At 66.1% G+C, this 21,367-nt stretch carries 19 protein-coding genes; 8 read left to right on the forward strand and 11 right to left on the reverse strand.

The window, feature by feature from the left end:
* Window positions 1-55: 55 nt before the first annotated feature.
* The 5 genes from A5758_RS14085 (at window position 56) to A5758_RS14105 (ending at window position 4,490) form a co-directional block, all read left to right on the forward strand.
* On the forward strand, window positions 56-643 hold the full coding sequence (locus A5758_RS14085; RefSeq protein WP_067200757.1) for a DUF3090 domain-containing protein: 588 nt from the start codon (window positions 56-58) through the stop codon (window positions 641-643).
* Entirely contained in the window at window positions 627-1,442 is an 816-nt protein-coding gene (locus tag A5758_RS14090) for an SCO1664 family protein (protein WP_082939195.1), read from the forward strand. The genes A5758_RS14085 and A5758_RS14090 overlap by 17 nt, the downstream gene beginning before the upstream one ends.
* A 120-nt stretch (window positions 1,443-1,562) precedes the next feature.
* The gene (locus A5758_RS14095; protein WP_231987316.1) at window positions 1,563-2,330 is read left to right on the forward strand and encodes a 3'(2'),5'-bisphosphate nucleotidase CysQ; all 768 of its coding nucleotides are present in this window, start codon (window positions 1,563-1,565) and stop codon (window positions 2,328-2,330) included.
* Between the two features lie 24 nt (window positions 2,331-2,354).
* Complete coding sequence (gene mshC / locus A5758_RS14100) at window positions 2,355-3,590, forward strand: cysteine--1-D-myo-inosityl 2-amino-2-deoxy-alpha-D-glucopyranoside ligase (protein ID WP_067740835.1); 1,236 nt, start codon at window positions 2,355-2,357, stop codon at window positions 3,588-3,590.
* Between the two features lie 18 nt (window positions 3,591-3,608).
* A complete protein-coding gene (locus A5758_RS14105) occupies window positions 3,609-4,490 on the forward strand; it encodes an SDR family oxidoreductase (protein ID WP_067740837.1) in 882 nt (293 codons plus the stop codon).
* A 10-nt stretch (window positions 4,491-4,500) separates the two neighbouring features.
* Here A5758_RS14105 and A5758_RS14110 read toward each other — a convergent pair whose 3' ends face one another.
* The gene (locus A5758_RS14110; RefSeq protein ID WP_067200743.1) at window positions 4,501-5,391 is read right to left on the reverse strand and encodes a PAC2 family protein; all 891 of its coding nucleotides are present in this window, start codon (window positions 5,389-5,391) and stop codon (window positions 4,501-4,503) included.
* Between the two features lie 421 nt (window positions 5,392-5,812).
* On the opposite strand from A5758_RS14110, the gene metH reads away from it, so the two are divergent.
* Window positions 5,813-9,595, forward strand: coding sequence for a methionine synthase (metH, locus tag A5758_RS14115; protein ID WP_067740838.1), 3,783 nt, complete (start codon window positions 5,813-5,815; stop codon window positions 9,593-9,595).
* A gap of 36 nt (window positions 9,596-9,631) precedes the next feature.
* On the opposite strand, the gene A5758_RS14120 is transcribed toward metH, so the two are convergent.
* The 10 genes from A5758_RS14120 to A5758_RS14165 are packed head-to-tail and all read right to left on the reverse strand — an operon-like array spanning window position 9,632 to window position 20,118.
* Window positions 9,632-10,399: a mannan-binding family protein gene (locus tag A5758_RS14120; protein ID WP_156622633.1), complete on the reverse strand. Its 768-nt coding sequence runs from the start codon at window positions 10,397-10,399 to the stop codon at window positions 9,632-9,634.
* Window positions 10,396-11,112 carry a tetratricopeptide repeat protein gene (locus A5758_RS14125; RefSeq protein ID WP_067200737.1) on the reverse strand — a complete coding sequence of 239 codons (717 nt, stop codon included), beginning with the start codon at window positions 11,110-11,112 and terminating at the stop codon, window positions 10,396-10,398. Before A5758_RS14125 ends, A5758_RS14120 begins: the two co-directional genes overlap by 4 nt.
* A gap of 29 nt (window positions 11,113-11,141) precedes the next feature.
* Window positions 11,142-12,401 (reverse strand): MlaD family protein, encoded by a 1,260-nt coding sequence (locus A5758_RS14130; protein ID WP_067200734.1) that lies wholly within the window; start codon window positions 12,399-12,401, stop codon window positions 11,142-11,144.
* The gene (locus A5758_RS14135; RefSeq protein ID WP_197503940.1) at window positions 12,398-13,612 is read right to left on the reverse strand and encodes an MlaD family protein; all 1,215 of its coding nucleotides are present in this window, start codon (window positions 13,610-13,612) and stop codon (window positions 12,398-12,400) included. Before A5758_RS14135 ends, A5758_RS14130 begins: the two co-directional genes overlap by 4 nt.
* The gene (locus A5758_RS14140; protein WP_067740842.1) at window positions 13,609-14,721 is read right to left on the reverse strand and encodes an MCE family protein; all 1,113 of its coding nucleotides are present in this window, start codon (window positions 14,719-14,721) and stop codon (window positions 13,609-13,611) included. Before A5758_RS14140 ends, A5758_RS14135 begins: the two co-directional genes overlap by 4 nt.
* Window positions 14,721-15,776 (reverse strand): MCE family protein, encoded by a 1,056-nt coding sequence (locus A5758_RS14145; protein ID WP_067740843.1) that lies wholly within the window; start codon window positions 15,774-15,776, stop codon window positions 14,721-14,723. The genes A5758_RS14140 and A5758_RS14145 overlap by 1 nt, the downstream gene beginning before the upstream one ends.
* Entirely contained in the window at window positions 15,769-16,824 is a 1,056-nt protein-coding gene (locus tag A5758_RS14150; protein ID WP_067200722.1) for an MlaD family protein, read from the reverse strand. The genes A5758_RS14145 and A5758_RS14150 overlap by 8 nt, the downstream gene beginning before the upstream one ends.
* Window positions 16,821-18,404: an MlaD family protein gene (locus A5758_RS14155; RefSeq protein ID WP_067740846.1), complete on the reverse strand. Its 1,584-nt coding sequence runs from the start codon at window positions 18,402-18,404 to the stop codon at window positions 16,821-16,823. Before A5758_RS14155 ends, A5758_RS14150 begins: the two co-directional genes overlap by 4 nt.
* A gap of 9 nt (window positions 18,405-18,413) precedes the next feature.
* Window positions 18,414-19,277, reverse strand: coding sequence for an ABC transporter permease (locus A5758_RS14160; RefSeq protein WP_067200715.1), 864 nt, complete (start codon window positions 19,275-19,277; stop codon window positions 18,414-18,416).
* A 1-nt stretch (window position 19,278) separates the two neighbouring features.
* The gene (locus A5758_RS14165) at window positions 19,279-20,118 is read right to left on the reverse strand and encodes an ABC transporter permease (RefSeq protein WP_067740848.1); all 840 of its coding nucleotides are present in this window, start codon (window positions 20,116-20,118) and stop codon (window positions 19,279-19,281) included.
* Between the two features lie 306 nt (window positions 20,119-20,424).
* Here A5758_RS14165 and A5758_RS14170 point away from each other — a divergent pair, with 306 nt between their 5' ends.
* Together A5758_RS14170 and A5758_RS14175 are read left to right on the forward strand one after the other, a co-directional pair.
* Window positions 20,425-21,027: a TetR family transcriptional regulator gene (locus A5758_RS14170; RefSeq protein ID WP_067200709.1), complete on the forward strand. Its 603-nt coding sequence runs from the start codon at window positions 20,425-20,427 to the stop codon at window positions 21,025-21,027.
* A gap of 56 nt (window positions 21,028-21,083) precedes the next feature.
* Window positions 21,084-21,365: a phosphoribosyl-ATP diphosphatase gene (locus A5758_RS14175; RefSeq protein WP_066946853.1), complete on the forward strand. Its 282-nt coding sequence runs from the start codon at window positions 21,084-21,086 to the stop codon at window positions 21,363-21,365.
* Window positions 21,366-21,367: the final 2 nt, after the last annotated feature.

The following is a 21,367-nucleotide window of genomic DNA, read 5'->3' on the forward strand; positions in this document are numbered from 1 at the left end:
TCGCGGGGCAATCGAATCGCACGGCGAAGGCAACAGCCGGTATTTTGGAGGTGCCATGGCCCGCGCAATTCACGTCTTCCGCACACCCGACCGCTTCGTGGCCGGGACCGTTGGTCAGCCCGGAAACCGCACGTTCTACATACAGGCGGTGCACGATGCCCGGGTGGTGTCGGTGGTGTTGGAGAAGCAGCAGGTGGCGGTTCTGGCCGAGCGCATCGGTGCGCTGCTGCTCGAGGTGAATCGCAGGTTCGGCACCCCGGTGCCGCCGGAGCCCGCCGAGGTCGAGGACCTGAACCCGCTGATCACCCCCGTCGATGCCGAGTTCCGGGTTGGAACCATGGGCCTGGGCTGGGATTCGGAGGCCCAGACCGTGGTGGTCGAGTTGCTGGCCGTCACCGACGCCGAATTCGACGCGTCGGTGGTGCTCGATGACACCGACGAGGGGCCCGACGCGGTGCGGGTGTTCTTGACGCCGGAGTCGGCGCGGCAGTTCGCCTCGCGCTCCAACCGCGTCATCTCAGCGGGGCGCCCGCCGTGCCCGCTGTGCGACGAACCGTTGGATCCGGAGGGCCATATCTGCGCGCGCGCCAACGGGTATAGGCGCAGCGCGCTGCTCGGGCCTGACGATGAACTTGAGGCCTGACGACCGTGAGGTGTTGCGCAACGGCGAGCTGACGGTCATCGGACGCATCCGCTCAGCCAGCAACGCCACCTTCTTGTGCGAGTCCACGCTCGGCGAATCGACCGTGCACTGCGTCTACAAGCCGATCTCCGGCGAAGCCCCGCTGTGGGACTTTCCCGACGGAACGCTGGCCGGTCGTGAACTCGCGGCCTACCTGGTGTCGACGCAGTTGGGGTGGAACATCGTGCCCTACACGGTGATTCGTCACGGGCCGGCCGGTCCGGGCATGCTGCAACTCTGGGTGGACCAACCGGGCGACGCGGCCGACTCCGACCCGAGGCCCGGCCCTGACCTGGTCGACCTGTTTCCCGCCAACCAACCGCAACCCGGTTACCTGCCGGTGCTGCGGGCCTACGACTATGCCGGCGACGAGGTCGTGTTGATGCACGCCGACGACATCCGGCTGCGGCGGATGGCGGTCTTCGACGTGCTGGTCAACAACGCCGACCGCAAGGGTGGTCATGTTCTGCGCGACGTTGAGGGCCACATCTACGGCGTCGACCACGGTGTGTGCCTGCATGTCGAGAACAAGCTGCGCACGGTGCTGTGGGGCTGGGCCAACAAGCCGGTCGACCAGAAGATGATGGAGGCGGTCGCCGGGCTCACAGAGGCCCTGACGGGCGCGCTGTGCGACGAACTGGCCGAGCACATCACGCGGGCGGAGATCGCGGCGCTGCGCAGGCGCGCGCACGCGCTGCTCGACGATCCGGTGATGCCGGGACCCAACCGGCACCGACCCATTCCGTGGCCGGCCTTCTAGGGCCGGACGTGTGAGGCGATGGCAAGCGCGGCGTAGCCGGCCGCAGCCGGTCGCCGCCACGGGTTTAAGCCCCGCACGGGCGTCGGCGATACTGAACCGGTGAGCCAGGCCCCGGATGAGCTGACCGACGCCGCACTGGCCGCCGAACTCGCCGCGGACGCGGGGGAGCTGCTGCTGAAAATGCGCGACGAGATCGGCTTCGGTCATCCGTGGGCGTTGGGCGACGCCGGGGACACCCTGGCCAACGAGCTGATCCTGCGGCGGCTGCGCGCCGAGCGCCCTGACGATGCCGTGCTCAGCGAGGAGGCCTACGACGACCTGGTCCGGCTCAAGCACGACCGGGTGTGGATCATCGACCCGCTGGATGGCACCCGTGAGTTTTCCACGCCGGGCCGCGACGACTGGGCGGTGCACATCGCGCTCTGGCAGCGTCCCAGCAACGGCCAGCGGGAGATCACCGACGCCGCGGTGTCGTTGCCGGCCCGCGGGAACACCGTGTACCGCACCGACACCGTGACCGCCGACGCCGCGCGCGTCGGCATACCGCACACGTTTCGAATCGCCGTCAGCGCCACCCGGCCGCCCTTCGTGCTGCACCGGATGCGCCAGTCCCTCGCGATCCAGCCGGTGGCCATCGGCTCGGCGGGCGCCAAGGCGATGGCAATCATCGACGGCGACGTCGACGCCTACCTGCACGCGGGCGGGCAGTGGGAGTGGGATTCGGCCGCGCCGGCCGGGGTGGTGATGGCCGCCGGGATGCACGCGTCCCGGTTGGACGGCTCACCGATGCGCTACAACCAGTTCGATCCGTACCTACCCGACTTCGTGATGTGCCGCGCCGAGGTGGCGCCGATCCTGCTCGCTGCCATCCGCGACGCATGGCGCTAGGTCACCGCGTTTAGAGTCGATGCCATGCAGTCGTGGGAGTTTCCGCCGCTTCCGGTGTTGCCGGGACGTGGCCCGGAGCTCCGGCTGTATGACACCTCCGACCGGCAGGTGCGGCCGGTGGCGGCCGGATCGACTGCGACCATGTACGTCTGCGGCATCACCCCGTATGACTCCACTCATCTCGGTCATGCGGCCACCTATCTGACGTTCGACCTGGTCTACCGACAGTGGCTGGACCTCGGCCACGCCGTGCACTACGTGCAGAACGTCACCGACGTCGACGATCCGCTGTTCGAGCGCGCCGACCGCGACGGTGTCGACTGGCGTGAGCTCGGCGATCGTGAGGTCGCGCGCTTCCGCGAGGACATGGCGGCGCTGCGGGTCCTGCCGCCGCGCGATTACGTTGCGGCCACCCAGGCGATCCCCGAGGTGATCGAGCTCGTCGAGAAGATGTTGGCGTCGGGGGCGGCGTACGTCGTCGACGGCGACTACCCGGACGTCTACTACCGGGCCGACGCCACGCCGCAGTTCGGCTACGAGTCCGGCTACGACCGTGAAACCATGCTGCGGCTCTTCGAGCAGCGCGGCGGCGACCCGCGGCGTCCCGGCAAGAGCGACGAGCTGGACGCCCTGCTGTGGCGCGCCGCGCGGCCGGGGGAGCCGAGCTGGCCGTCACCGTTCGGCGACGGCCGGCCCGGCTGGCACGTCGAGTGCGCGGCGATCGCACTCAGCCGCATCGGCAGCGGCCTGGACATCCAGGGTGGGGGCAGCGACCTGATCTTCCCGCACCACGAGTTCACCGCCGCACACGCCGAATGTGTTCGAGGCGAACGGCGATTCGCCCGGCACTATGTGCATGCCGGGATGATCGGCTGGGACGGCCACAAGATGTCGAAGAGCCGCGGCAACCTGGTGCTGGTGTCGACGTTGCGCGCGCAGGGCGTCGAGCCGGCGGCCATCAGGCTGGGCCTCCTGTCCGGGCACTACCGCGCCGACCGGTTCTGGAGCCAGCAGGTGCTCGACGAGGCCAACTCCCGGCTGCGGCGCTGGCGCACCGCGACCGGCCTGCCCGCCGGCCCGGACGCCGCCGATGTGATCGCGCGGGTGCGCCAATACCTGGCCGACGACCTGAACACACCCAAAGCGCTTGCCGCGCTTGATGGTTGGTCCACCGATGCTCTCGAATACGACGGCCACGACACCGAGGCGCCGAAGCTGGTGGCAACCGCGATCGATGCGCTGCTCGGGGTGGAACTCTAAAGGCGGTACCTTGACGCCATGACGTCGCTGCAGGACAGAGTTGTTTTGATAACCGGTGGGGCCCGGGGGATTGGGGCCGAGGTCGCCCGCCGGCTGGGCAAGAAGGGCGCCAAGCTCGTGCTCACCGACCTCAACGACGCCGAGCTGGCCGCGCTGGCCGCCGAGATCGGCGGCGACCGGGTGCTGACCGCGGTCGCCGACGTGCGCGACCTGTCGGCCATGCAGGCCGTGGCCGCTCAGGCGGTCGAGCGCTTCGGCGGCATCGACGTTGTGGTGGCCAACGCCGGCATCGCCAGCTACGGGTCGGTGTTGCAGGTCGATCCCGAGGCGTTCAAGCGGGTGATGGACATCAACGTGCTCGGCGTCTTCAACACCGTGCGCGCCACGCTGCCGGCGGTGATCGAGCGCCGCGGCTACGTGCTGATCGTCTCGTCGCTGGCCGCCTACGCCGCCTGTCCGGGCCTGGCCCCCTACAACGCGTCGAAGGCCGCCGTCGAGATCTTCGCCAACGCGCTGCGGCTGGAGGTTGCCCACCGCGGCGTCAGCGTCGGCTCGTCGCACATGTCGTGGATCGACACCGCGCTGGTCCGCGACACCGAGGCCGACCTGCCCGCCTTCGGCAAGCTGCTCGCCAGCTTCCCGTGGCCGCTGAACAAGACCACCACCGTCGACAAATGCGCGGACGCGTTCGTCAAGGGCATCGAGGCTCGCCGGAATCGGATCTACTGCCCGCGCTGGGTGGCCCTGTTCCGCTGGATCAAGCCGGTGCTGTCCACCCCGGCCGGGGAACTGCCCCTGCACAAACCCACCGCGGAGCTGCTGCCCCAACTGGACGCCCAGGTGGTCGCGCTCGGGCGCTCCACCAGCGCCTACAACCAGGGCTTGGGCAAAAAGGCTTAGCGGCCGAGGTTTACCGCCCGAACCCGGGGCGGCGGCGGCGCAAATACCGCTCGAACTCGGCGGCGAGCGCGTCGCCGTCGATCTTGCCCAGGGCATCGTTCATGTCGACCTCGGCGTCGCCGCGCTGCTCCAGCGACGACACGTATTCGGCCAAATCCTCGTCCTCGGAAGCCATCTCGGTGATGGCCTGCTCCCACTCCTCGGCCTCCGTCGGCAGGTCGGCCAGCGGAACCTCGATGTCGAGCACATCCTCGACGCGGCGCAGCAGCGCCACCGTCGCCTTCGGGTTCGGCGGCTGCGACACGTAGTGCGGCACCGCCGCCCAGAACGTCACGGCGGGAATCCCGGCGGCCACGCAGGCGTCCTGGAACACCCCGGCGATGCCGGTCGGGCCCTCGTAGCGGCTCTCCTCGAGCCCGAAGCGCTTCGCCGACTCGGGGGAGTAGGCCGCGCCCGAGACCGGCACCGGCCGGGTGTGCGGCGTGTCGGCCAGCAGGGCGCCCAGAATGACCACGGTGTCCACGTTGAGCTTGTCGGCGATGGCGACCAATTCGGCGCAGAAGGTGCGCCAGCGCATGTTGGGTTCCACCCCGTGCATCAGCACGACGTCGCGGTCGCTGCCCGGCGGGCGACAGTGCGAGATGCGCATCGCCGGCCACACCAGCTCGCGGGTCACGCCGTCGACCTGCCGAATGACCGGGCGATTCACCTGGTAGTCGTAATATGCCTCGTCGTCGATCTCCAGGATCGGGTCGGCTTCCCAGATGGCCTCGAGGTGCTCGAGCGCGTCGCTGGCCGCGTCGCCGGCGTCGTTCCAGCCCTCAAACGCCGCCACGACGATGGTGTTGTGCAGTTCGGGCAGCGCGGCTTCTCTGTCGGGGAGGCCCTGGGGCGGGGTCACAGATTTAGCGTACGGCCTTGCGCCCCGATGTTCGGTGCGCGGTGGCTGTCGATTGCCGGCCGATGGGCGCTTCACCGGGGGATTTGCATAGGCCGACTATCCTTATAGAGGTGGCTGCCGCTAACGAACATCGCTACGACACCGACATCTCGACACTTTGGCGCAGCGGGTGACGGTCGGCGACGCGGTCGAGACGAAATACGTTCAGCTGCAAACTGGTTAACATTGGTAACTACGACATCGCCGACACGATCCGCGAGGTGGCGCGTACGGGCACTGCGAACGCCAAACGGGTCACGTCGAGCTGGGCGTCCAGACGTCGAGTGGGGACGTAGACTTTTCTGGTCGAGAGGCGTTGCAACGGTTCGCCGGTCCATGCCGGTATCCGCCACGCTCGGCAGAGTCAAGGACGCCTTCCGCTATGGAAGGAACGTACGTGAACGCCCCTAATAGCGCCCCGGCGTCAGAGACCTTCGTGCCGAACATCCCCCCCGACTGCACCGACGAGCTGACGGCCGCTCTGCGCGAGCGGATCATGGTGATCGACGGTGCGATGGGGACGGCGATCCAGCGGGACCGGCCGGACGAGGCCGGCTACCGCGGCGACCGGTTCACGGAGTGGCCGACCGCTCTTCAGGGCAACAACGACCTGCTCAACCTGACGCAGCCGCAGATCATCGAGGGGATCCACCGCGAGTACCTCGAGGCGGGCGCCGACATCCTGGAGACCAACACGTTCAACGCGAACGCGGTCTCGCTCTCCGACTACGGCATGCAGGACCTGAGCTACGAGCTGAACTACGCCGGCGCCGCCCTGGCCCGCAAAGCCGCCGACGAGTTCAGCACCCCGGAGAAGCCCCGCTACGTCGCCGGCGCAATCGGGCCGACTACGCGCACCGCGTCGATCTCGCCGGATGTCAACGACCCCGGAGCCCGCAACGTCTCCTATGACCTGCTGGTCGCTGCCTACCTCGAAGCCGCCAACGGCCTGGTCGACGGCGGTGCCGACCTGCTCATCATCGAGACGATCTTCGACTCGCTGAACGCCAAGGCGGCGGTGTTCGCCGTCGAGACGCTGTTCGAGGAGCGGGGACGACGCTGGCCGGTGATCATTTCGGGGACCATCACCGATGCTTCCGGGCGGACTTTGTCCGGCCAGGTCACCGAGGCGTTCTGGAACTCCATCAGGCACGCCAAGCCGCTGGCGGTCGGCCTGAACTGCGCGCTGGGCGCGCCGGAGATGAGGCCCTACATCGCCGAGATGGCGCGGATCGCGGACACCTTCGTCTCGTGCTACCCGAACGCGGGCCTGCCCAACGCCTTCGGCGAATACGACGAGGACCCGGAGCGCCAGGCGGGCTACATCGCCGACTTCGCCGAGGCCGGCCTGGTCAACCTGGTCGGTGGCTGCTGTGGGACGGCGCCGCCGCACATCGCGGAAATCGCCAAGGTCGTCGAGGGCAAGCCACCGCGCGAGCTGCCGGAGATCGAGGTGGCCACCCGGCTTTCGGGCCTGGAGCCGCTCAACATCACCGACGACTCCCTGTTCGTGAACATCGGTGAGCGCACCAACATCACCGGTTCGGCCCGGTTCCGCAACCTGATCAAGGCCGAGGACTACGACACCGCCCTGTCGGTCGCCCTGCAGCAGGTCGAGGTCGGTGCGCAGGTCATCGACATCAACATGGACGAGGGCATGATCGACGGCGTCGCCGCGATGGACCGGTTCACCAAGCTGATCGCGGCCGAGCCGGACATCAGCCGAGTCCCGGTGATGATCGACTCCTCCAAATGGGAGGTCATCGAGGCGGGCCTGAAGAACGTGCAGGGCAAGCCGATCGTCAACTCGATCTCCATGAAGGAGGGCGAGGAGAAGTTCATTCGCGAGGCGCGGCTGTGCCGCAAGTACGGCGCCGCCGTGGTCGTGATGGCCTTCGACGAGCAGGGTCAGGCCGACAACCTGGAGCGCCGCAAGGAGATCTGCGGTCGTGCCTACCGGATCCTGACCGAAGAGGTCGGTTTCCCACCCGAGGACATCATCTTCGATCCGAACTGCTTCGCGCTGGCGACCGGTATCGAGGAGCACGCGACCTACGGGATCGACTTCATCGAGGCCTGCTCCTGGATCAAGGAAAACCTTCCCGGGGTGCACATCTCCGGCGGTATCTCGAACGTGTCCTTCTCGTTCCGGGGTAACAACCCCGTGCGCGAGGCGATCCATTCGGTGTTCCTGTTCCACGCCATCAAGGCCGGCCTGGACATGGGCATCGTCAACGCCGGTGCGCTGGTGCCCTACGACTCGATCGACCCCGAGCTGCGGGACCGGATCGAGGATGTCGTCCTGAACCGTCGCGAGGACGCGGCCGAACGGCTCCTGGAGATCGCTGAACGGTTCAACAGGTCGGAGAAGTCCGAAGACCCGACGGCGGCCGAATGGCGCAGCCTCCCGGTCCGCGAGCGGATCACGCACGCCCTGGTCAAGGGCATCGACGCCCACGTGGATGCCGACACCGAGGAACTACGGGCCGAGATCGCCGCCGCGGGTGGTCGCCCGATCGAGGTGATCGAGGGCCCCCTGATGGACGGCATGAACGTCGTCGGTGACCTGTTCGGCTCGGGCAAGATGTTCCTTCCCCAGGTCGTGAAGTCGGCCCGGGTCATGAAGAAGGCCGTTGCGTACCTGCTGCCGTTCATCGAGGCGGAGAAGGAAGAGTCGGGCGCTGCTGCGGGCAAGGACACCAACGGCACGATCGTGATGGCGACCGTCAAGGGTGACGTCCACGACATCGGCAAGAACATCGTCGGAGTCGTCTTGCAGTGCAACAACTTCGAAGTGATCGACCTCGGCGTGATGGTGCCCGCCGAGAAGATCCTGGCCGCTGCGAAGGAGCACGACGCCGACATCATCGGGTTGTCCGGCCTGATCACCCCGTCCCTGGACGAGATGGTCAACTTCGCCGTCGAGATGGAACGCCAGGGCCTGGAGATCCCGCTGCTGATCGGCGGCGCGACCACCTCGCGCGCCCACACAGCCGTGAAGGTGTCGCCGCGCCGCAGCGGTCCGGTGGTCTGGGTCAAGGACGCGTCCCGCTCGGTGCCGGTCGCTGCCGCACTTCTCGACGACAAGCAGCGTCCAGCGCTGCTGGAGGCCACCGAGAAGGACTACGCGTCGCTCCGCGAACGGCACGCCCAGAAGAACGAGCGGCCGATGGTGACGCTGGAGAAGGCCCGGGCCAACCGGACGCCGATCGAGTGGGACGGCTACACGCCGCCGGTGCCCGCCCAGGGCCTCGGTGTGCGGCAATTTCATGACTATGACCTCGCCGAGTTGCGCGAGTACATCGACTGGCAGCCGTTCTTCAACGCATGGGAGATGAAGGGCAGGTTCCCCGACATCCTCAACAACCCCGTCTCGGGCGAGGCGGCCCGCAAGCTGTACGACGACGCCCAGGAGATGCTTGACACCCTGATCAAGGAGAAGTGGCTGACCGCCAACGGGGTGATCGGCTTCTTCCCGGCCAACGCCATCCCCGGCGGCGAGGACGTCGAGGTGTACACCGATGAGACCCGTACCGAGGTGCTGACGACGTTGCACAACCTGCGCCAGCAGGGCGAGCACCGCGACGGCATCCCGAACCGGTCGCTGGGCGACTACATCGCGCCCAAGGGCACCGGTCTGGCTGACTACGTCGGCGCCTTCGCTGTCACCGCGGGCCTCGGCAGCCAGGAAAAGATCGCGGAGTTCAAGGCGGCCGTCGACGACTACAGCGCGATCCTGCTCGAGTCGATCGCCGACCGGCTGGCGGAGGCTTTCGCCGAACGGATGCACCAACGGGTCCGCAAGGAGTTCTGGGGATTCCAGCCCGACGAGCAGCTGGACAACGAGGCACTCATCGGTGAGAAGTACGTGGGAGTCCGCCCAGCCCCGGGCTACCCGGCCTGCCCGGAGCACACCGAGAAGGCGACGCTCTGGAAGTTGATGGACGTCAAGGAGCGGACTGGTATCGAGTTGACGGAGTCGATGGCGATGTGGCCGGGTGCCGCCGTCAGCGGCTGGTATTTCTCGCACCCGCAGTCGCAGTACTTCGTGATCGGTCGGATGGCCCAGGACCAGGTCGCCGACTACGCGAAGCGCAAGGGCTGGACTCTGCGGGAAGCCGAGCGCTGGCTCGGCCCGAACCTCGGCTACAACCCCGAGGACTGAGTCAACGGAGACAACCCGCGGCAGCGGTGGACGCTCCTAGATGCGCAGCACCGGCGCCAAGGCGGACAGCGGGATGTGCGCCTGCACCGTGCCGCCGTCCATGAACCACTGCATGACGCCGGGCGTGAAGTTGAGGGGCTCGTCGTGAGCCACCGGATAGTCCGGCATGTACAGGATTAACTCGTCCGGAGTCACCGCCCAGGCCTTGTAGGCCCCGGAGTACACCTTGTCCGGAGTCCAGCGGTCGACGGTGAACGGGTAGGTTCCCGGGTCGTGTTGCGGCGGCGCCTGATTGAGCGCGGTTTCGATAAACGGTTGAGCCAGTGGGGGAATGGCCGTCAGCGGATTTGACGTCGTCAGATCCGCGAGCTGCACCCGCCGGCCGCTTGCCATGTCGAACGTGAAGGTCCGGTAGGCGTTGTTGGGCTTCGGCCCGTCGGCGTGGTAGTCCTCGTGGAACACGGCGCTGAGTAGATTGCCGTGCCGGAATACTTCGAAGTTCTCCTCGCCGTAGCTGTCGGCGGCCATGGCGCCGTTGGCCGTCTTCCAATTGTTGACCAGGGTGTGCAGGTAGTCGCGGATCACCGGGCCCGTGGTGGGGTTGTCGACCAGGTCATCGGGCACCGCGACCTTGATGTCCCGGACGGCCTTGCGTTCTGACGTCACGGAGGTGTGGCAGTACTGGCCGTCCCAGTCGCCGCCGAGCTCGCCGCAGAACGACGGCGCGGATGCGTGCGCGTGAGCCGTGCCGGGAATCGTTGCGGCGGCGATCATCACCGATGCCGCGAGTATTCGCCGCATCACAGCAGCTGGACCTTGCTTGCCCGCCAGCGGCCGTCGACCTTCTCCATGGTCATCTTGATCCGGCTGCGGTCGATGCGCGGGTCGGGCGCGGCGGTGTTGGTGACCGTCTGGTCGATGAAGACCAGCACGACAACCTTGTTCGCCGACTCGGACTGAATCGCCGAGTCCACCACCACGCCGTGTGCGGTGGCCTTGTTGTCGATCAGCAGCTGCCGAAGCTTGACGCTGGACTGGGTGTACATGTCCTTGAACTCGCCCGTCGCGCCATCGAGAACCTGCCTGAAGTTCTCGTCGACCTTGTTCGAATCAATGCTCGTCAGCACTTGCGCGTAGGCGATGGCCGCCTGTTGGGCCTGGTCGCCGGCCAGTTTGACCTGATGCTCTTGCCACAGCCGCCAGCCGAGGAACCCCGAAACGGCAAGTGAGGCAACGAGTAACACCGGCAACACGCTGCGACGCAGATAGTGTTTCCACGGGCGCTTAGGGCGGTCGCTCTCGCGACGCTTGCCTTTGAGCAGCGCACCGACGTCCTCGTCTTCCTCGGATTGCCCATCATCGTCTTCGTCGGAGGCCTCGTCGACGGCATCGGTGGATTCTTCGATGCGTGCCTCGTCGGCGTCTTCGGTTGCGGGTTCCGGTGTTTCGGCGTCCCGCTCCACTTCGGCGCGCGCCTTGGCCTTCGGGTTCTTCTTGGTGGTCACGATCACGGTCATCTCCTAGGGATCGGCTCAGATGTTCGGGTTCAGTGGGGCGGTTCGATCGGCAGCGGCGGCCCGCCGTAGGGGGTGGGAATGGTGTAGCGGCCTCGGGGGGTCGGGTCGGTCCGTTGGCCCAGGTCCGCTCCCGGCGGCGGACCGGCGGTGTCGTCGCCGCCCGGCCGCGGCGCGTTCTTGGCGCCGCGGATCGAGACCGCGGGGTCGTCGTCGCGGCAGTAGGTGTACATGAACGGCTCGTAGTAGTCGGCGGCGGAGGAGGCGTGCGATGGCGTCCCGTAGTCGCACACGTAGCGGGGATAGAGGTCGGCCGTCGCCCACACCCCGTGGTCGTGGAAGGTGCTCGTCACCGCGTCCAGCACCGAACCACGGTAGTCGGGGAACAGCGCGTTGAGCGCCGGCACCCGCAGATAGAACAGCTGCGACATGGTGGCCATGCTGCCCAGCAGCTGCACCATCGTGTCGGAATTGTCGGAGAACAGGTTGTCGACAGCCGACAGTGTGCGCGGCGTCCGGTCGGTCAAGCGGCGGTAGCCGGCTTGCATCCTGGCCACGCCGGTCAGTGTTTTGTCGAGTTCCGTTGCGGCAGCACCCAAGCCGGCGTTCTTGTCGCTTGCCAGTGTGAGCACGACCCGGCTGGTCTTGATGATGCTGGTGGTTTGGGGCAGCACCGAATCAAGGGTCGACAGCAGGAACGTCCCGCCGTCGACGATGGCGGTCAGCTTCGCCGGGCCCTCCTTGCTCAGGCTCAGCTCCTTTTTGATCAACTCGAGCTTGTGGGGGTCAACCTGGGCCAGTAGCCCGTCGGCGTCGGCGAGCAACTGCGCCAAGCTCACCGGGACGGTGGTGTGGTCCGAGGTGATGAGGCTGCCGTCGTGCAGGTACGGTCCGGCGTCGGATGCGGCCTCAAAGTTGATGTATTGCTCACCGGCCGGCGAGAGCGCCGACACGTGCACGAAGCTGTTGGCCGGGATCCGCACCTTCGACGCGATGCTGGCGACGGCGTTCACCCCGTTGTCGGTGATCTGCAGCGACTCGATCCGGCCAACGCGCACTCCTCGCAGCGCGACATCCTGATTCGGCAGCAGGCCGCCGGATTCCGCCAACTGCACGGTGACCCGGTAGGACGAGGCGAATGGCTTCACCCGCAACGCGCCGATGAGCAGGTAGGCGGTGGCAACGACCAAGATGAGCACCAGCCCCGCCACCGACAGCCAGACCTGGTGCCGGTGACCGGTACGCACCGCTCGCACAACGGTATTGGCGAAGTTGTCGACGGCGCGGATCATGGTTGCGGTCCTGGCGTGGCCGGTGCCGGTGGTGGCCCGGGGGCGACGTCGATTTGGCCCGGGATGTTCGGGTCAGGTATGACGGGAACCTGCGGCGAGTTCGGACCGCGGCCGACGACACGTTCCTGCAGCCGCCAGAGGGTGTATTTGAGGGTGCCGACGAGCAGGTTCACGTTGTAGTGGTGCGGTCCGTGCAGCCCGATGTCACCGGGGAATCCGATATCGGGGATCGAACCGAGCATGATCTTGTCTACGCCCACGTTCACCGAAATCGAGTTTCCTGCAGTCGATTTGACCAGCGCGGGAATCAGCCGGTTAAGCGCCAGCCAGCTGGTATCCGGGCTCATCGCGACGTCGTTGGCGGCCCCGGCGACCGTGTTCAGGTCACGGATGATGCTGCGGCCGCTGGTGTCGGTCCCACCGATCGACGGGAACCTGGCCAGCAACCGGGAGGTGTCACCCACCTGCACGGCGAGATCGGAAAGCTGGGTGGTGTTGTCGGCCAGTGCCGAAGTTGCGGGACTGGCCGCCGCCATCAGGTCGGTGATTGTTTGGTTCTTGGCGTCGAGTTGGTCGGCCAGTCGCGACAATTGGGTCAACGCGTTCGAGATCTGATCGGACCGGGAATCCAGCCTCCCGAGCAACTCGTTGGACTTGCGGATCATGTCCCCGAAGGCCTGGCCCTGGTCACCGGTCGCTTTGCCGAAACCGTTGATGATGTTGGTGAAATTGCGTACCGCACCGCCATTCACCAGAATCGCCGCTGAGCTCAGCACCGACTCGACGGTCGCCGCGGCCGCCGTCAAATCCAGGCCGATCGTGTCGCCGTTTTTCAACAGTGGCCCGTCGGGATCGCCCGCGGCCGGCGGCTTGAGCGCGACGAACACGTCGCCCAGTGGTGTCGCGGTGCGCAATTCGGCGGTGCTGCCCCGGGGCAATCGCACTCCGTCCCTGATGCGCAGCCGGATGACCGCGGTGTAGTTGCGTGCGACCATCGATTCGAGCTGGCCGACGTCGGCGCCGGCGAGCTTCACCTTGGCGTTCATCGGCAGGTTGAGCGCGTTGGAGAACACCGCGTTCAGCGAATAGCCTCCCGAGCCCAGCCCCGGCGCCGGAAGGGGCAGGCTGGCAAGGCCGTTCGTAGCGCATCCCGCGGTGACCATTGCCGCGGCCACCGCCGCAAGCATTCCCCGCGCGCCCGCGGTAGTCACTTCTGCCCCATGGCGGCCATTCCGTCCAGCACATAGGTCAAGCCGAAATCGGGGCCGAAATCCTGAATCGTCCCTGTGCTGCATCCCAGTTGCCGAAGGCCCATCAAGTTACAGATCTCTTTGGTGTACTGGCTGTCGAAGAGCAACCGGTCCGTGAGGAAGCGTGCGCGCACGCTGCCGTTCGCCCGGTCGACCATGTTGTAGGCGTTGTCGGCCACCAGCGGAGCAAGGTCCAGGAGTTCGGCCAGGTCGCGCCGCTGGTCGGTCACCATCTTCAGCGTGGTATTGCCGTTGAGGGCGGCCTGCTTGATGTTGTCGCGGTTGGCGTCGAGCAGGTCGCCGGCCCGCTGGATCAGTTGATCGAGTTTGCGTCCCGTGCTGCCGCTGCCAATGTCCTCGTCGGCCATGATCTGGCTGACTTGGTGGATGGTGGAGGCGAATTCGCGCAACTTCGTGTCATTGGCGGCCACCGCATCGAACAGCGTGCTGATGTTTCTGACTATTGTGGTGATCTGCTCGCGGGTCGTGGCGCCGCCGTCGCTGGACAGGCGCAGCGCCTTGGAGAGCTCGCCCAGCGCCGCTTTGATCTTCTCGCCGTTGCCTTTGACCACCTCGGTGCCGCCGCCCAGCACATCGGCGATCGGGCCGCCGCCATGTCCGTCGCCCTCGAGCGACTTAGTCACCTTGTCCAAAACGTTGAGGACACTGCTGAATTCGACAGGCGTCTTGGTGCGGGGCAAGCCGATGGTGTCGTGGTTTTCCAGGGTCGGTCCGCTGTGATAGGGCGGCGTGAGTTCGATCTGCCGGTCGGTGAGGATGGAGGTCGACACCGTGACGGCCTGCACGGTGGCGGGAATTTTGACGTGGCGGTCGACGGTGAATTCGACTTCGACATAGCCGCCCTTGGCATTGATCTTGGTGATCTTGCCGACCGGCATGCCCAGTACCGCCACCACGTTGCCCTCGTAGAGGCCCGAGGCGCTGTCGAATTGCGCGGTCACGGTGATCGTGTCCTCGTCGGAACCCAGGTACCACCAACCGATGCCGGCCACCGCTGCGATGACCGCGACGGCGGCGACGACGGCCACCGCTTTGGATGCCGGGCCCATCACTTGCAGTCCTTGAAATACTGGATCATGCCGAATTGCTTGGCACGGCCACTGATCGCGCACATCCACGAGTCGATCAACGGAACGTTGGGGGCGTTGAAGTTGATCGCGTTGCCGTCACCCGTGAGGTTGGCCGCCTCCCGGAAGAAGATCGGACTGGTTTGCAGCATGCTGTGCAACAGATCGTCGTGCGCAGACATCAGGTTGGTGAAGTCCCGCATGTCTTTGATCAGCGCGTCCAGACCCGACCGGTCGTTGACAACAACCTGGCTCATGGTGTCGACAAGACTGGAGAGGGATTGCATCATCGCGTGGAAAACGGCGCGCCGCGCGACGAATTGGCCCAGCAGGTCTTGGCCCTGGTCGACCAGAGTGCCGATGCCGGCCTGCTGACGCCGCAGCGTGTTGGTCACCTGCTCGGTGCTGCGCAGCAGCTGCCCGAGTTGGTCACGTCGTACCGCGATGATCGACGACAGTGTGTTGATGTTCGAAATCGCCTGCGGCACAACCGCCGGTAGGCCCTCGAGCTGCTTGCCGAGCACCGCAAGCGATTGTGCGAACCGGTCGGAGTCGACCTGCTCGAAAGTGGTGGTGGCGTCCTGCAACGCGGCTTGCAGGTCGTAGGGCACCTCGGTGTGCGCCAAGTCGAAGGTGTTGTTGGGCAGGTGCGCCGGGCCGTTGGGTTCCAGCGCGAGGTAGCGCGAACCGAGAATGGTGGTGACCTTGATCTGCGCCCGGGAATCCTTGCCCAACGCGATGTTGTCCCGGATCTTCAGCCCCGCCTCCACATGGTCACCGACGAGTTTCATGCTGGTGACGTTGCCCACCGGGATGCCCGCGACCACGATCGGGTTGCCGGCCCGCAGCGAGGCCGCTTGCAGGAACTCCGCGGTGTAGTGCCGGTATCCGGCGCCGAGCGCATGCACCAGCAGCATGACCCCGATGATCACCGCGACCACCGCGACGGCGATGAACCCAAGCCAGGTCTTGTTGTAGCTTTCCAGCGGACGCCTTGTCATCCGCGAAAACCGAAGCCGTACGGACGGGTCAGCCATCAGCCGTACTCCTGCATCTGGGGGTGTGCCATGCCTTGTTGCCCGGCGTCGCCGCGTTGATGATGATCGGCACCACGTCGTTGAGGCCGGGGAAGAACCCCATGAAGTTCACGTCGCACACGTAGGCATTGCCGTACGCTCCCTGATTGCCGACCCGGGTAAGCCCCTTCAGCAGCAGCGGGATGTTGTCGCCGAAGAAGGCCACCTGCGGTTCGACGTCCATGATGTGTTTGGTGACGCCGGGCTGGCGATCGATGAATTCGCGCAATGCGGGGTACACGTCCGTGGCCGAGGCCGACAGCCGGCCGGTCACCCGGGCCAGGGAACCCACCGAGCTGACCAGGTCCGGGCGCCGCGCGTCCAGCTCGCCGACGATGCTCCGGGTCTGCGTGATGACCCCGTCGAGGTCGTCGTTCTGCTGGGCCAGGTTGCCCATCACCTTGTCAAGATTGGTGATCACACTGCCGAGGGCCTGGTCGCGGCCCGCGAATGTCTCTGTGAGCGTAGACGTCTGGCCGACCAGCGTGGTGAGCGATGACGTGTCGCCTTGTAGCGACTGGATGATGCCCTTGGTGAGGTTGTCCGCGTCGTGGGGATTCAGCAGGCTGAACAATGGTTCGTAGCCGTTGAGCAGCGTAGTCACGTCGAAGGAGGGTTCGGTGCGTTCCAGCGGAATCGTGCTGCCGGGCGGGAGCGGCTCCGGACTGCCTTCCTTCCCCAGAGACAGTCCGAGGTAACGCTGACCGACGATGTTTTGATACGTCACCGACGCGAGGGTGTTGCCGAACAGCCGCTGTTCTTGCTGCACCACGAACGAGACTCTCGCCAGTTTCCCTTCGAGATCGATTTTTTCGACTCGGCCGACGCGCACTCCGGCCATCCGGACGTCGTCGCCTTCACGAAGCCCGTACACGTCGCTGAACACCGCCGAATACTTGGCGGTGTTGCCGGCCACGTCGCGCCGCAGGCTCACATACACCAGCCAGGTCAGGGTCAGCGAGACAACCATGAACAGGGTCAACGCGATGAGTGGGCCGCGAAACTTCATTTGGCCTCCCCGGGCGACTGAGCCGGTGGGTGAGCTAGCGATACCGTGGTGCCGCGGGCGACCGGACCCAGCAGCAACTCGGTGGCTTCGGTCGCGGGCGCGCCGGTGATCACGCCCAACACGTTTCGTTCGTACTGGCTCCCAACGGGTCCCACGTTCCCCCCGAAACGGGAGCCGCCGAAGGAGGCCTGCGGAATCCACGGCGCCTTGGGCGCCACCGGCGCGACCCACGGTTCGTGCGGTTGTGGTGTCGCGGGCGCCCCAGGCGACGGGTTATCGGGATTCGCGCTCCCGGGCACGGGTGGTGACGGCGTAATCCCCGCGGGCAGCGGGGGATTGGGGTCCGACAAGTTGGGGGTCGGGTTGATCAGCGGCGGACCCACCGCGACGAGGTTTCCGTCCGGACCGATCACGGTGCCGGGCGGCGGAGCCAGATCCTTTGGCGGTTGATAGTTCTGCGGCAGCAGCACGTCGGGCAGATCGGGCCGCACCGGAATCAGCGGTGCGGTGAAACAGCTGGGTCCCTTCAGCTCGCCGTAGTGCGGACAGTCGGCGCGCGTGTAGGTGGAGCTGGGGGTGAACGTCAGCATCGCGCGCATGTTGCCGAGATTGGTCTGTGGGTTCCAGACCTGCTCCATGAACTGGTTGGCCAGGTTGTCGAGTTTGGCGACGGCGGGCACGAAGTTGTTCGACTTCTGCGCCAGCACACCCAGGACGGGGGTGAAATCGGTGGTGATCCGAATGAGTTGGTCGATGTGGTTTTCGAACGATTGTCGCGTCGTGCCGACCGTGTAGTCCGCGCCCGACAACAGCGAGGCCAGTTGCCCGCGGGTTTCGGCGAACGTCCGCATCGGCTCGACGGCCTGATGCAACGCGTCGAGCAGATCGGGCGCCGTTTGCGCGAGCCCATTGGTCGCTTCCAGCAGTGCGGACACCGTCGAGGGGCCGGTGTCGGTGCTGACAATCGAATTGAGCTGATCGAGAAGGCGATTCAATTGCGCACCTGCGTTGAGCAGGCTCACCCGGCGGTGGTCGGTGGCGGCGCCCAGCGCGGCCAGGATGCCCACCGACCTGTCATCGCGGTCGCGCCCGGCCGCGGCGAGCAGGTCGCGCAACTTGCTCACGGTCGTTTGAAACAGAACGGTCGGAAGCCGCTTGTCTTCCGGGATATGCGCGCCATCGCGGATTTTCACGCCCGGGCCGTTGCCCACCAACTGAACCGATGACACGGCGAAGACATTGCTGGGCACCACGCGCGCGGTCACGTTGGCCGGAATCGACTTGGCGTATTCCTCTTTGAGGTCGATGTGGACATAGTTGGGTTCGCCGTGCGCTGCGGGGACGACGCCGTTGACCGTCCCGACAAGAACGCCGTGGTATTTGACGTCCGACTTCTGCGGAAGGCCGTCGCCCACGTTCAGCAGATCGGCGACCACTCGCACGTAATCGTTCAGCCGGCCGGTCGATTTGACCAACATCGCGGTGGTGAGCAGGGCGCTGACCACCACGACCGCAATGCCGATGCCGAACAGCTGCCGGTCGGAGGGGCCGCGTCCGTCCATCTCAAAGGAATTGGGCATATCCGCGACCTACCCGCCGAACCGTGCGCCGGAGTCGACGCCCCACAGCGCCATGGTGAGCAGCATGTTCACGATGATCACGACGGTGATGCTGGCTCGCATACCGTGTCCCGCGGCGACCCCGACACCCTCAGGGCCGCCGCTCGCGTAAAACCCGTAGTAGCACTGGATCGTGGATGCGATCCAGACGAAGATGACGGCCTTGATCAACGAATAGACGATGTCCTGGCCGGCCAGCATCAGCGTGAAGTAGTGCAGATAGGAACCGGTCGAGCCGCCACTGCCGATCCCCACCACTATTTGGGTGCTCAGGTAGCCGATCGCCAGGCATGCGGCGTAGAGCGGAACGATCGCCACCACCGAAGCGATCAGCCGGGTCGTCACCAGGTAGGGGATCGGGCGGATCGCAATCGATTCCATCGCGTCGATTTCCTCGGCGATGCGCATGGATCCCAGCTGGGCGGTGAAGCGGCAGCCGCCTTGCATGGCGAAGGCGAGCGATGCCATCAGAGGAGCCAGCTCGCGGGTGTTGACCAGCGAGGAGACGAACCCGGTGGCGGGACCGAGTCCGAGCAGATCCAGGAAGTTGTAGCCCTCGATGCCGACGAGCGCGCCGACGGTCGTGCCGAGGACGACGGCCACGCCGGCGGTGCCGCCACCCACCACGATCGAGCCGTTGCCCCAGGTGATGTTCGACAGCAGCCGCAAGAACTCGCCCCGGTACTGGCGTAGGGCAAGCGGCACGGCGACCAGCGCCCGGACGAAGAAGACCAACAAATGGCCGAGCCGGATGATCGGTACTTTGCCCCTGCGGTAGAGCCTTACGAGCGGGACCGAAATCGGTGCAAGCGGTTGATAAGCGGAGGCCGTCACGTCACAGCCCCGTCCTGGGCGACAACATGATGTAAAGCTGGCTGATGGCGACGTTGACGATCATCAGCAGCAGGATCGCCTCGACGACCGCCGCGTTCACCGAGTTCGCGACGCCCGTTGGTCCGCCCTTGGTGGACAAGCCTTTTTGGCTCGACACGATGGCCACGATCGCGCCGAACACGATCGCCTTCACCAGCGCCAAGATCATGTCGTCGGTCGTCGCGAACGACGCGAATGTCGAAACGAAGCTGCCCGGTGCCCCGTTCTGGAAATACACGTTGAACATGTAGCTCGCGAAGAATCCCGCGAAGCACACGACGCCGGTGAGGGCCACACCGATCATCACGGCCGCGGCGAGGCGGGGGACCACCAGACGGCGGATCACCGAGACGCCCATCACCTCCATCGCGTCGGTTTCTTCGCGCATCGTGCGCGAACCCAGGTCGGCGGTGATCGCCGACCCGACGGCCGATGCCATCAGCACCGCGGCCACCAGCGACGCCCCCTGCCGGATGACCGCGAGCCCGCTGGCCGCTCCGGCCAGCGACGTGGCCCCGACCTGGCCGGCGAGCAGCGCGAACTGGATGGAGAGGGTGACGCTGATGGGCAGCGACACCAGGATCGTCGGCAATACGGCGGTGCCGGCCATGAACGCGCCCTGACGGACGAACTCCTGCCATTGGAATCGCCCGGTCATCAGGTCGAAGAAGAAGTATTGAACGGTGCGCACACCCAGAACGAACTGTTCGCCGACCGTCGTCAGCGAGGCGATCGGGTGACGTTTGACGTATCCGACCGACCAGTCCCGAACGGCGGCGACTCCATCGAGTTGTGTCGTCATAACGGCCCGAGCTGGGGTCCGGCCAGCAAACTTATGGCAGGGGTCATCGCGTGCCAGTTACCGCTTCCATCGGCTCTCTTCCCACCCGTTGAATTCCTGAGTGCCGAGCAGACGACTTCGGGTGCCATTGACGCCCATTGTTATTAAAATAGTGTCAACAGACCCCAAGATTCTGCAGTTCATCGGTGTGTGCCGCATCACATTAGCCTACTTGATAGGGACTTTCAATAGTGTAGAGTCACTCATCTTAGTTCGTCACGGGACGACACCATGGGGTTGGAATGTCGGATTGACGAAGGTGATGGCATGCCCTCAGCAAACACCGGCTCGCTGCGGGACCGACGCCGTGCCGCGCTGCTCTCCCAGATTCAGCAGACCGCGCACCGGCTCTTCGCCGAGCGGGGCTTCGAGGCGGTGACGACGGAGGACATCGCCGCGGCCGCCGGGATATCCATCAGCACCTACTTCCGGTACGCGCCCACCAAGGAGGGCCTGCTGGTCGACCCGGTCCGGGAGGCGGCCGCCGAGATCGTCGGCTCCTACAGCGCGCGACCGGCACACGAGTCGCCGGTGGAAGCGCTGATTCAGCTGTTCGTCACGCACGCCAGGGACGTCAGCGAAGTTGACGACCTCGACCCGTGGCGTCACGCCGTCGCAACCGCGCCTCACCTCTTGAGCAAATCCGTACTGGTCAGCGAAACCGACCACGCCAACCTGATCGAGCAGGTCGCACAGCGGATGGGCGTCGATGCGATGGTTGACATCCGGCCCGCGTTGTTGGTCCACACGAGTTTGGCCACAGTGCAATTCGTCCTCGATGGGTGGCTAACCTCGGACATCGTCGCCAGCCCGCCTTTCCATGCGCAATTGGAAGATGCGCTGCGGATCACGCTCGCCGGATTCGACTGACCGGGAGCCCGAATCGTCGCCCCCGGCGAAACCGAGGTGACTTTGCTCGGCGCCGCGTGAAACAATCGCTGGCCGTGAAGACCTTCGAGGACCTGTTCGCCGAACTGGGGGAGCGTGCCCGCACCCGGCCCCCCGGCAGCGCCACGGTCGCCGCACTGGACGGCGGCATCCACGGGCTGGGCAAAAAGATCCTCGAGGAGGCCGGCGAGGTGTGGCTGGCGGCCGAACACGAACCCGACGACGCGCTGGCCGAGGAGATCAGCCAATTGCTGTACTGGACGCAGGTGCTCATGATCGCGCGTGGCCTGTCCCTCGACGACGTCTACCGGAAGCTGTGAGC

This window comes from Mycobacterium sp. 852014-50255_SCH5639931 (genome assembly GCF_001665605.1).
Taxonomy (GTDB): Bacteria; Actinomycetota; Actinomycetes; order Mycobacteriales; family Mycobacteriaceae; genus Mycobacterium; species Mycobacterium paraffinicum.

Bases quoted from the DNA above. Each gene is read 5' to 3' on its own strand.
- A5758_RS14085 (WP_067200757.1), top strand. From the start codon at position 56: ATGGCCCGCGCAATTCACGTCTTCCGCACACCCGACCGCTTCGTGGCC.
- A5758_RS14090 (WP_082939195.1), top strand. From the start codon at position 627: ATGAACTTGAGGCCTGACGACCGTGAGGTGTTGCGCAACGGCGAGCTG.
- mshC (WP_067740835.1), top strand. From the start codon at position 2,355: ATGCAGTCGTGGGAGTTTCCGCCGCTTCCGGTGTTGCCGGGACGTGGC.
- A5758_RS14105 (WP_067740837.1), top strand. From the start codon at position 3,609: ATGACGTCGCTGCAGGACAGAGTTGTTTTGATAACCGGTGGGGCCCGG.
- metH (WP_067740838.1), top strand. From the start codon at position 5,813: ATGGAAGGAACGTACGTGAACGCCCCTAATAGCGCCCCGGCGTCAGAG.
- A5758_RS14125 (WP_067200737.1), bottom strand. From the start codon at position 11,112: ATGACCGTGATCGTGACCACCAAGAAGAACCCGAAGGCCAAGGCGCGC.
- A5758_RS14130 (WP_067200734.1), bottom strand. From the start codon at position 12,401: ATGATCCGCGCCGTCGACAACTTCGCCAATACCGTTGTGCGAGCGGTG.
- A5758_RS14140 (WP_067740842.1), bottom strand. From the start codon at position 14,721: ATGGGCCCGGCATCCAAAGCGGTGGCCGTCGTCGCCGCCGTCGCGGTC.
- A5758_RS14145 (WP_067740843.1), bottom strand. From the start codon at position 15,776: ATGGCTGACCCGTCCGTACGGCTTCGGTTTTCGCGGATGACAAGGCGT.
- A5758_RS14150 (WP_067200722.1), bottom strand. From the start codon at position 16,824: ATGAAGTTTCGCGGCCCACTCATCGCGTTGACCCTGTTCATGGTTGTC.
- A5758_RS14155 (WP_067740846.1), bottom strand. From the start codon at position 18,404: ATGCCCAATTCCTTTGAGATGGACGGACGCGGCCCCTCCGACCGGCAG.
- A5758_RS14165 (WP_067740848.1), bottom strand. From the start codon at position 20,118: ATGACGACACAACTCGATGGAGTCGCCGCCGTTCGGGACTGGTCGGTC.
- A5758_RS14170 (WP_067200709.1), top strand. From the start codon at position 20,425: ATGCCCTCAGCAAACACCGGCTCGCTGCGGGACCGACGCCGTGCCGCG.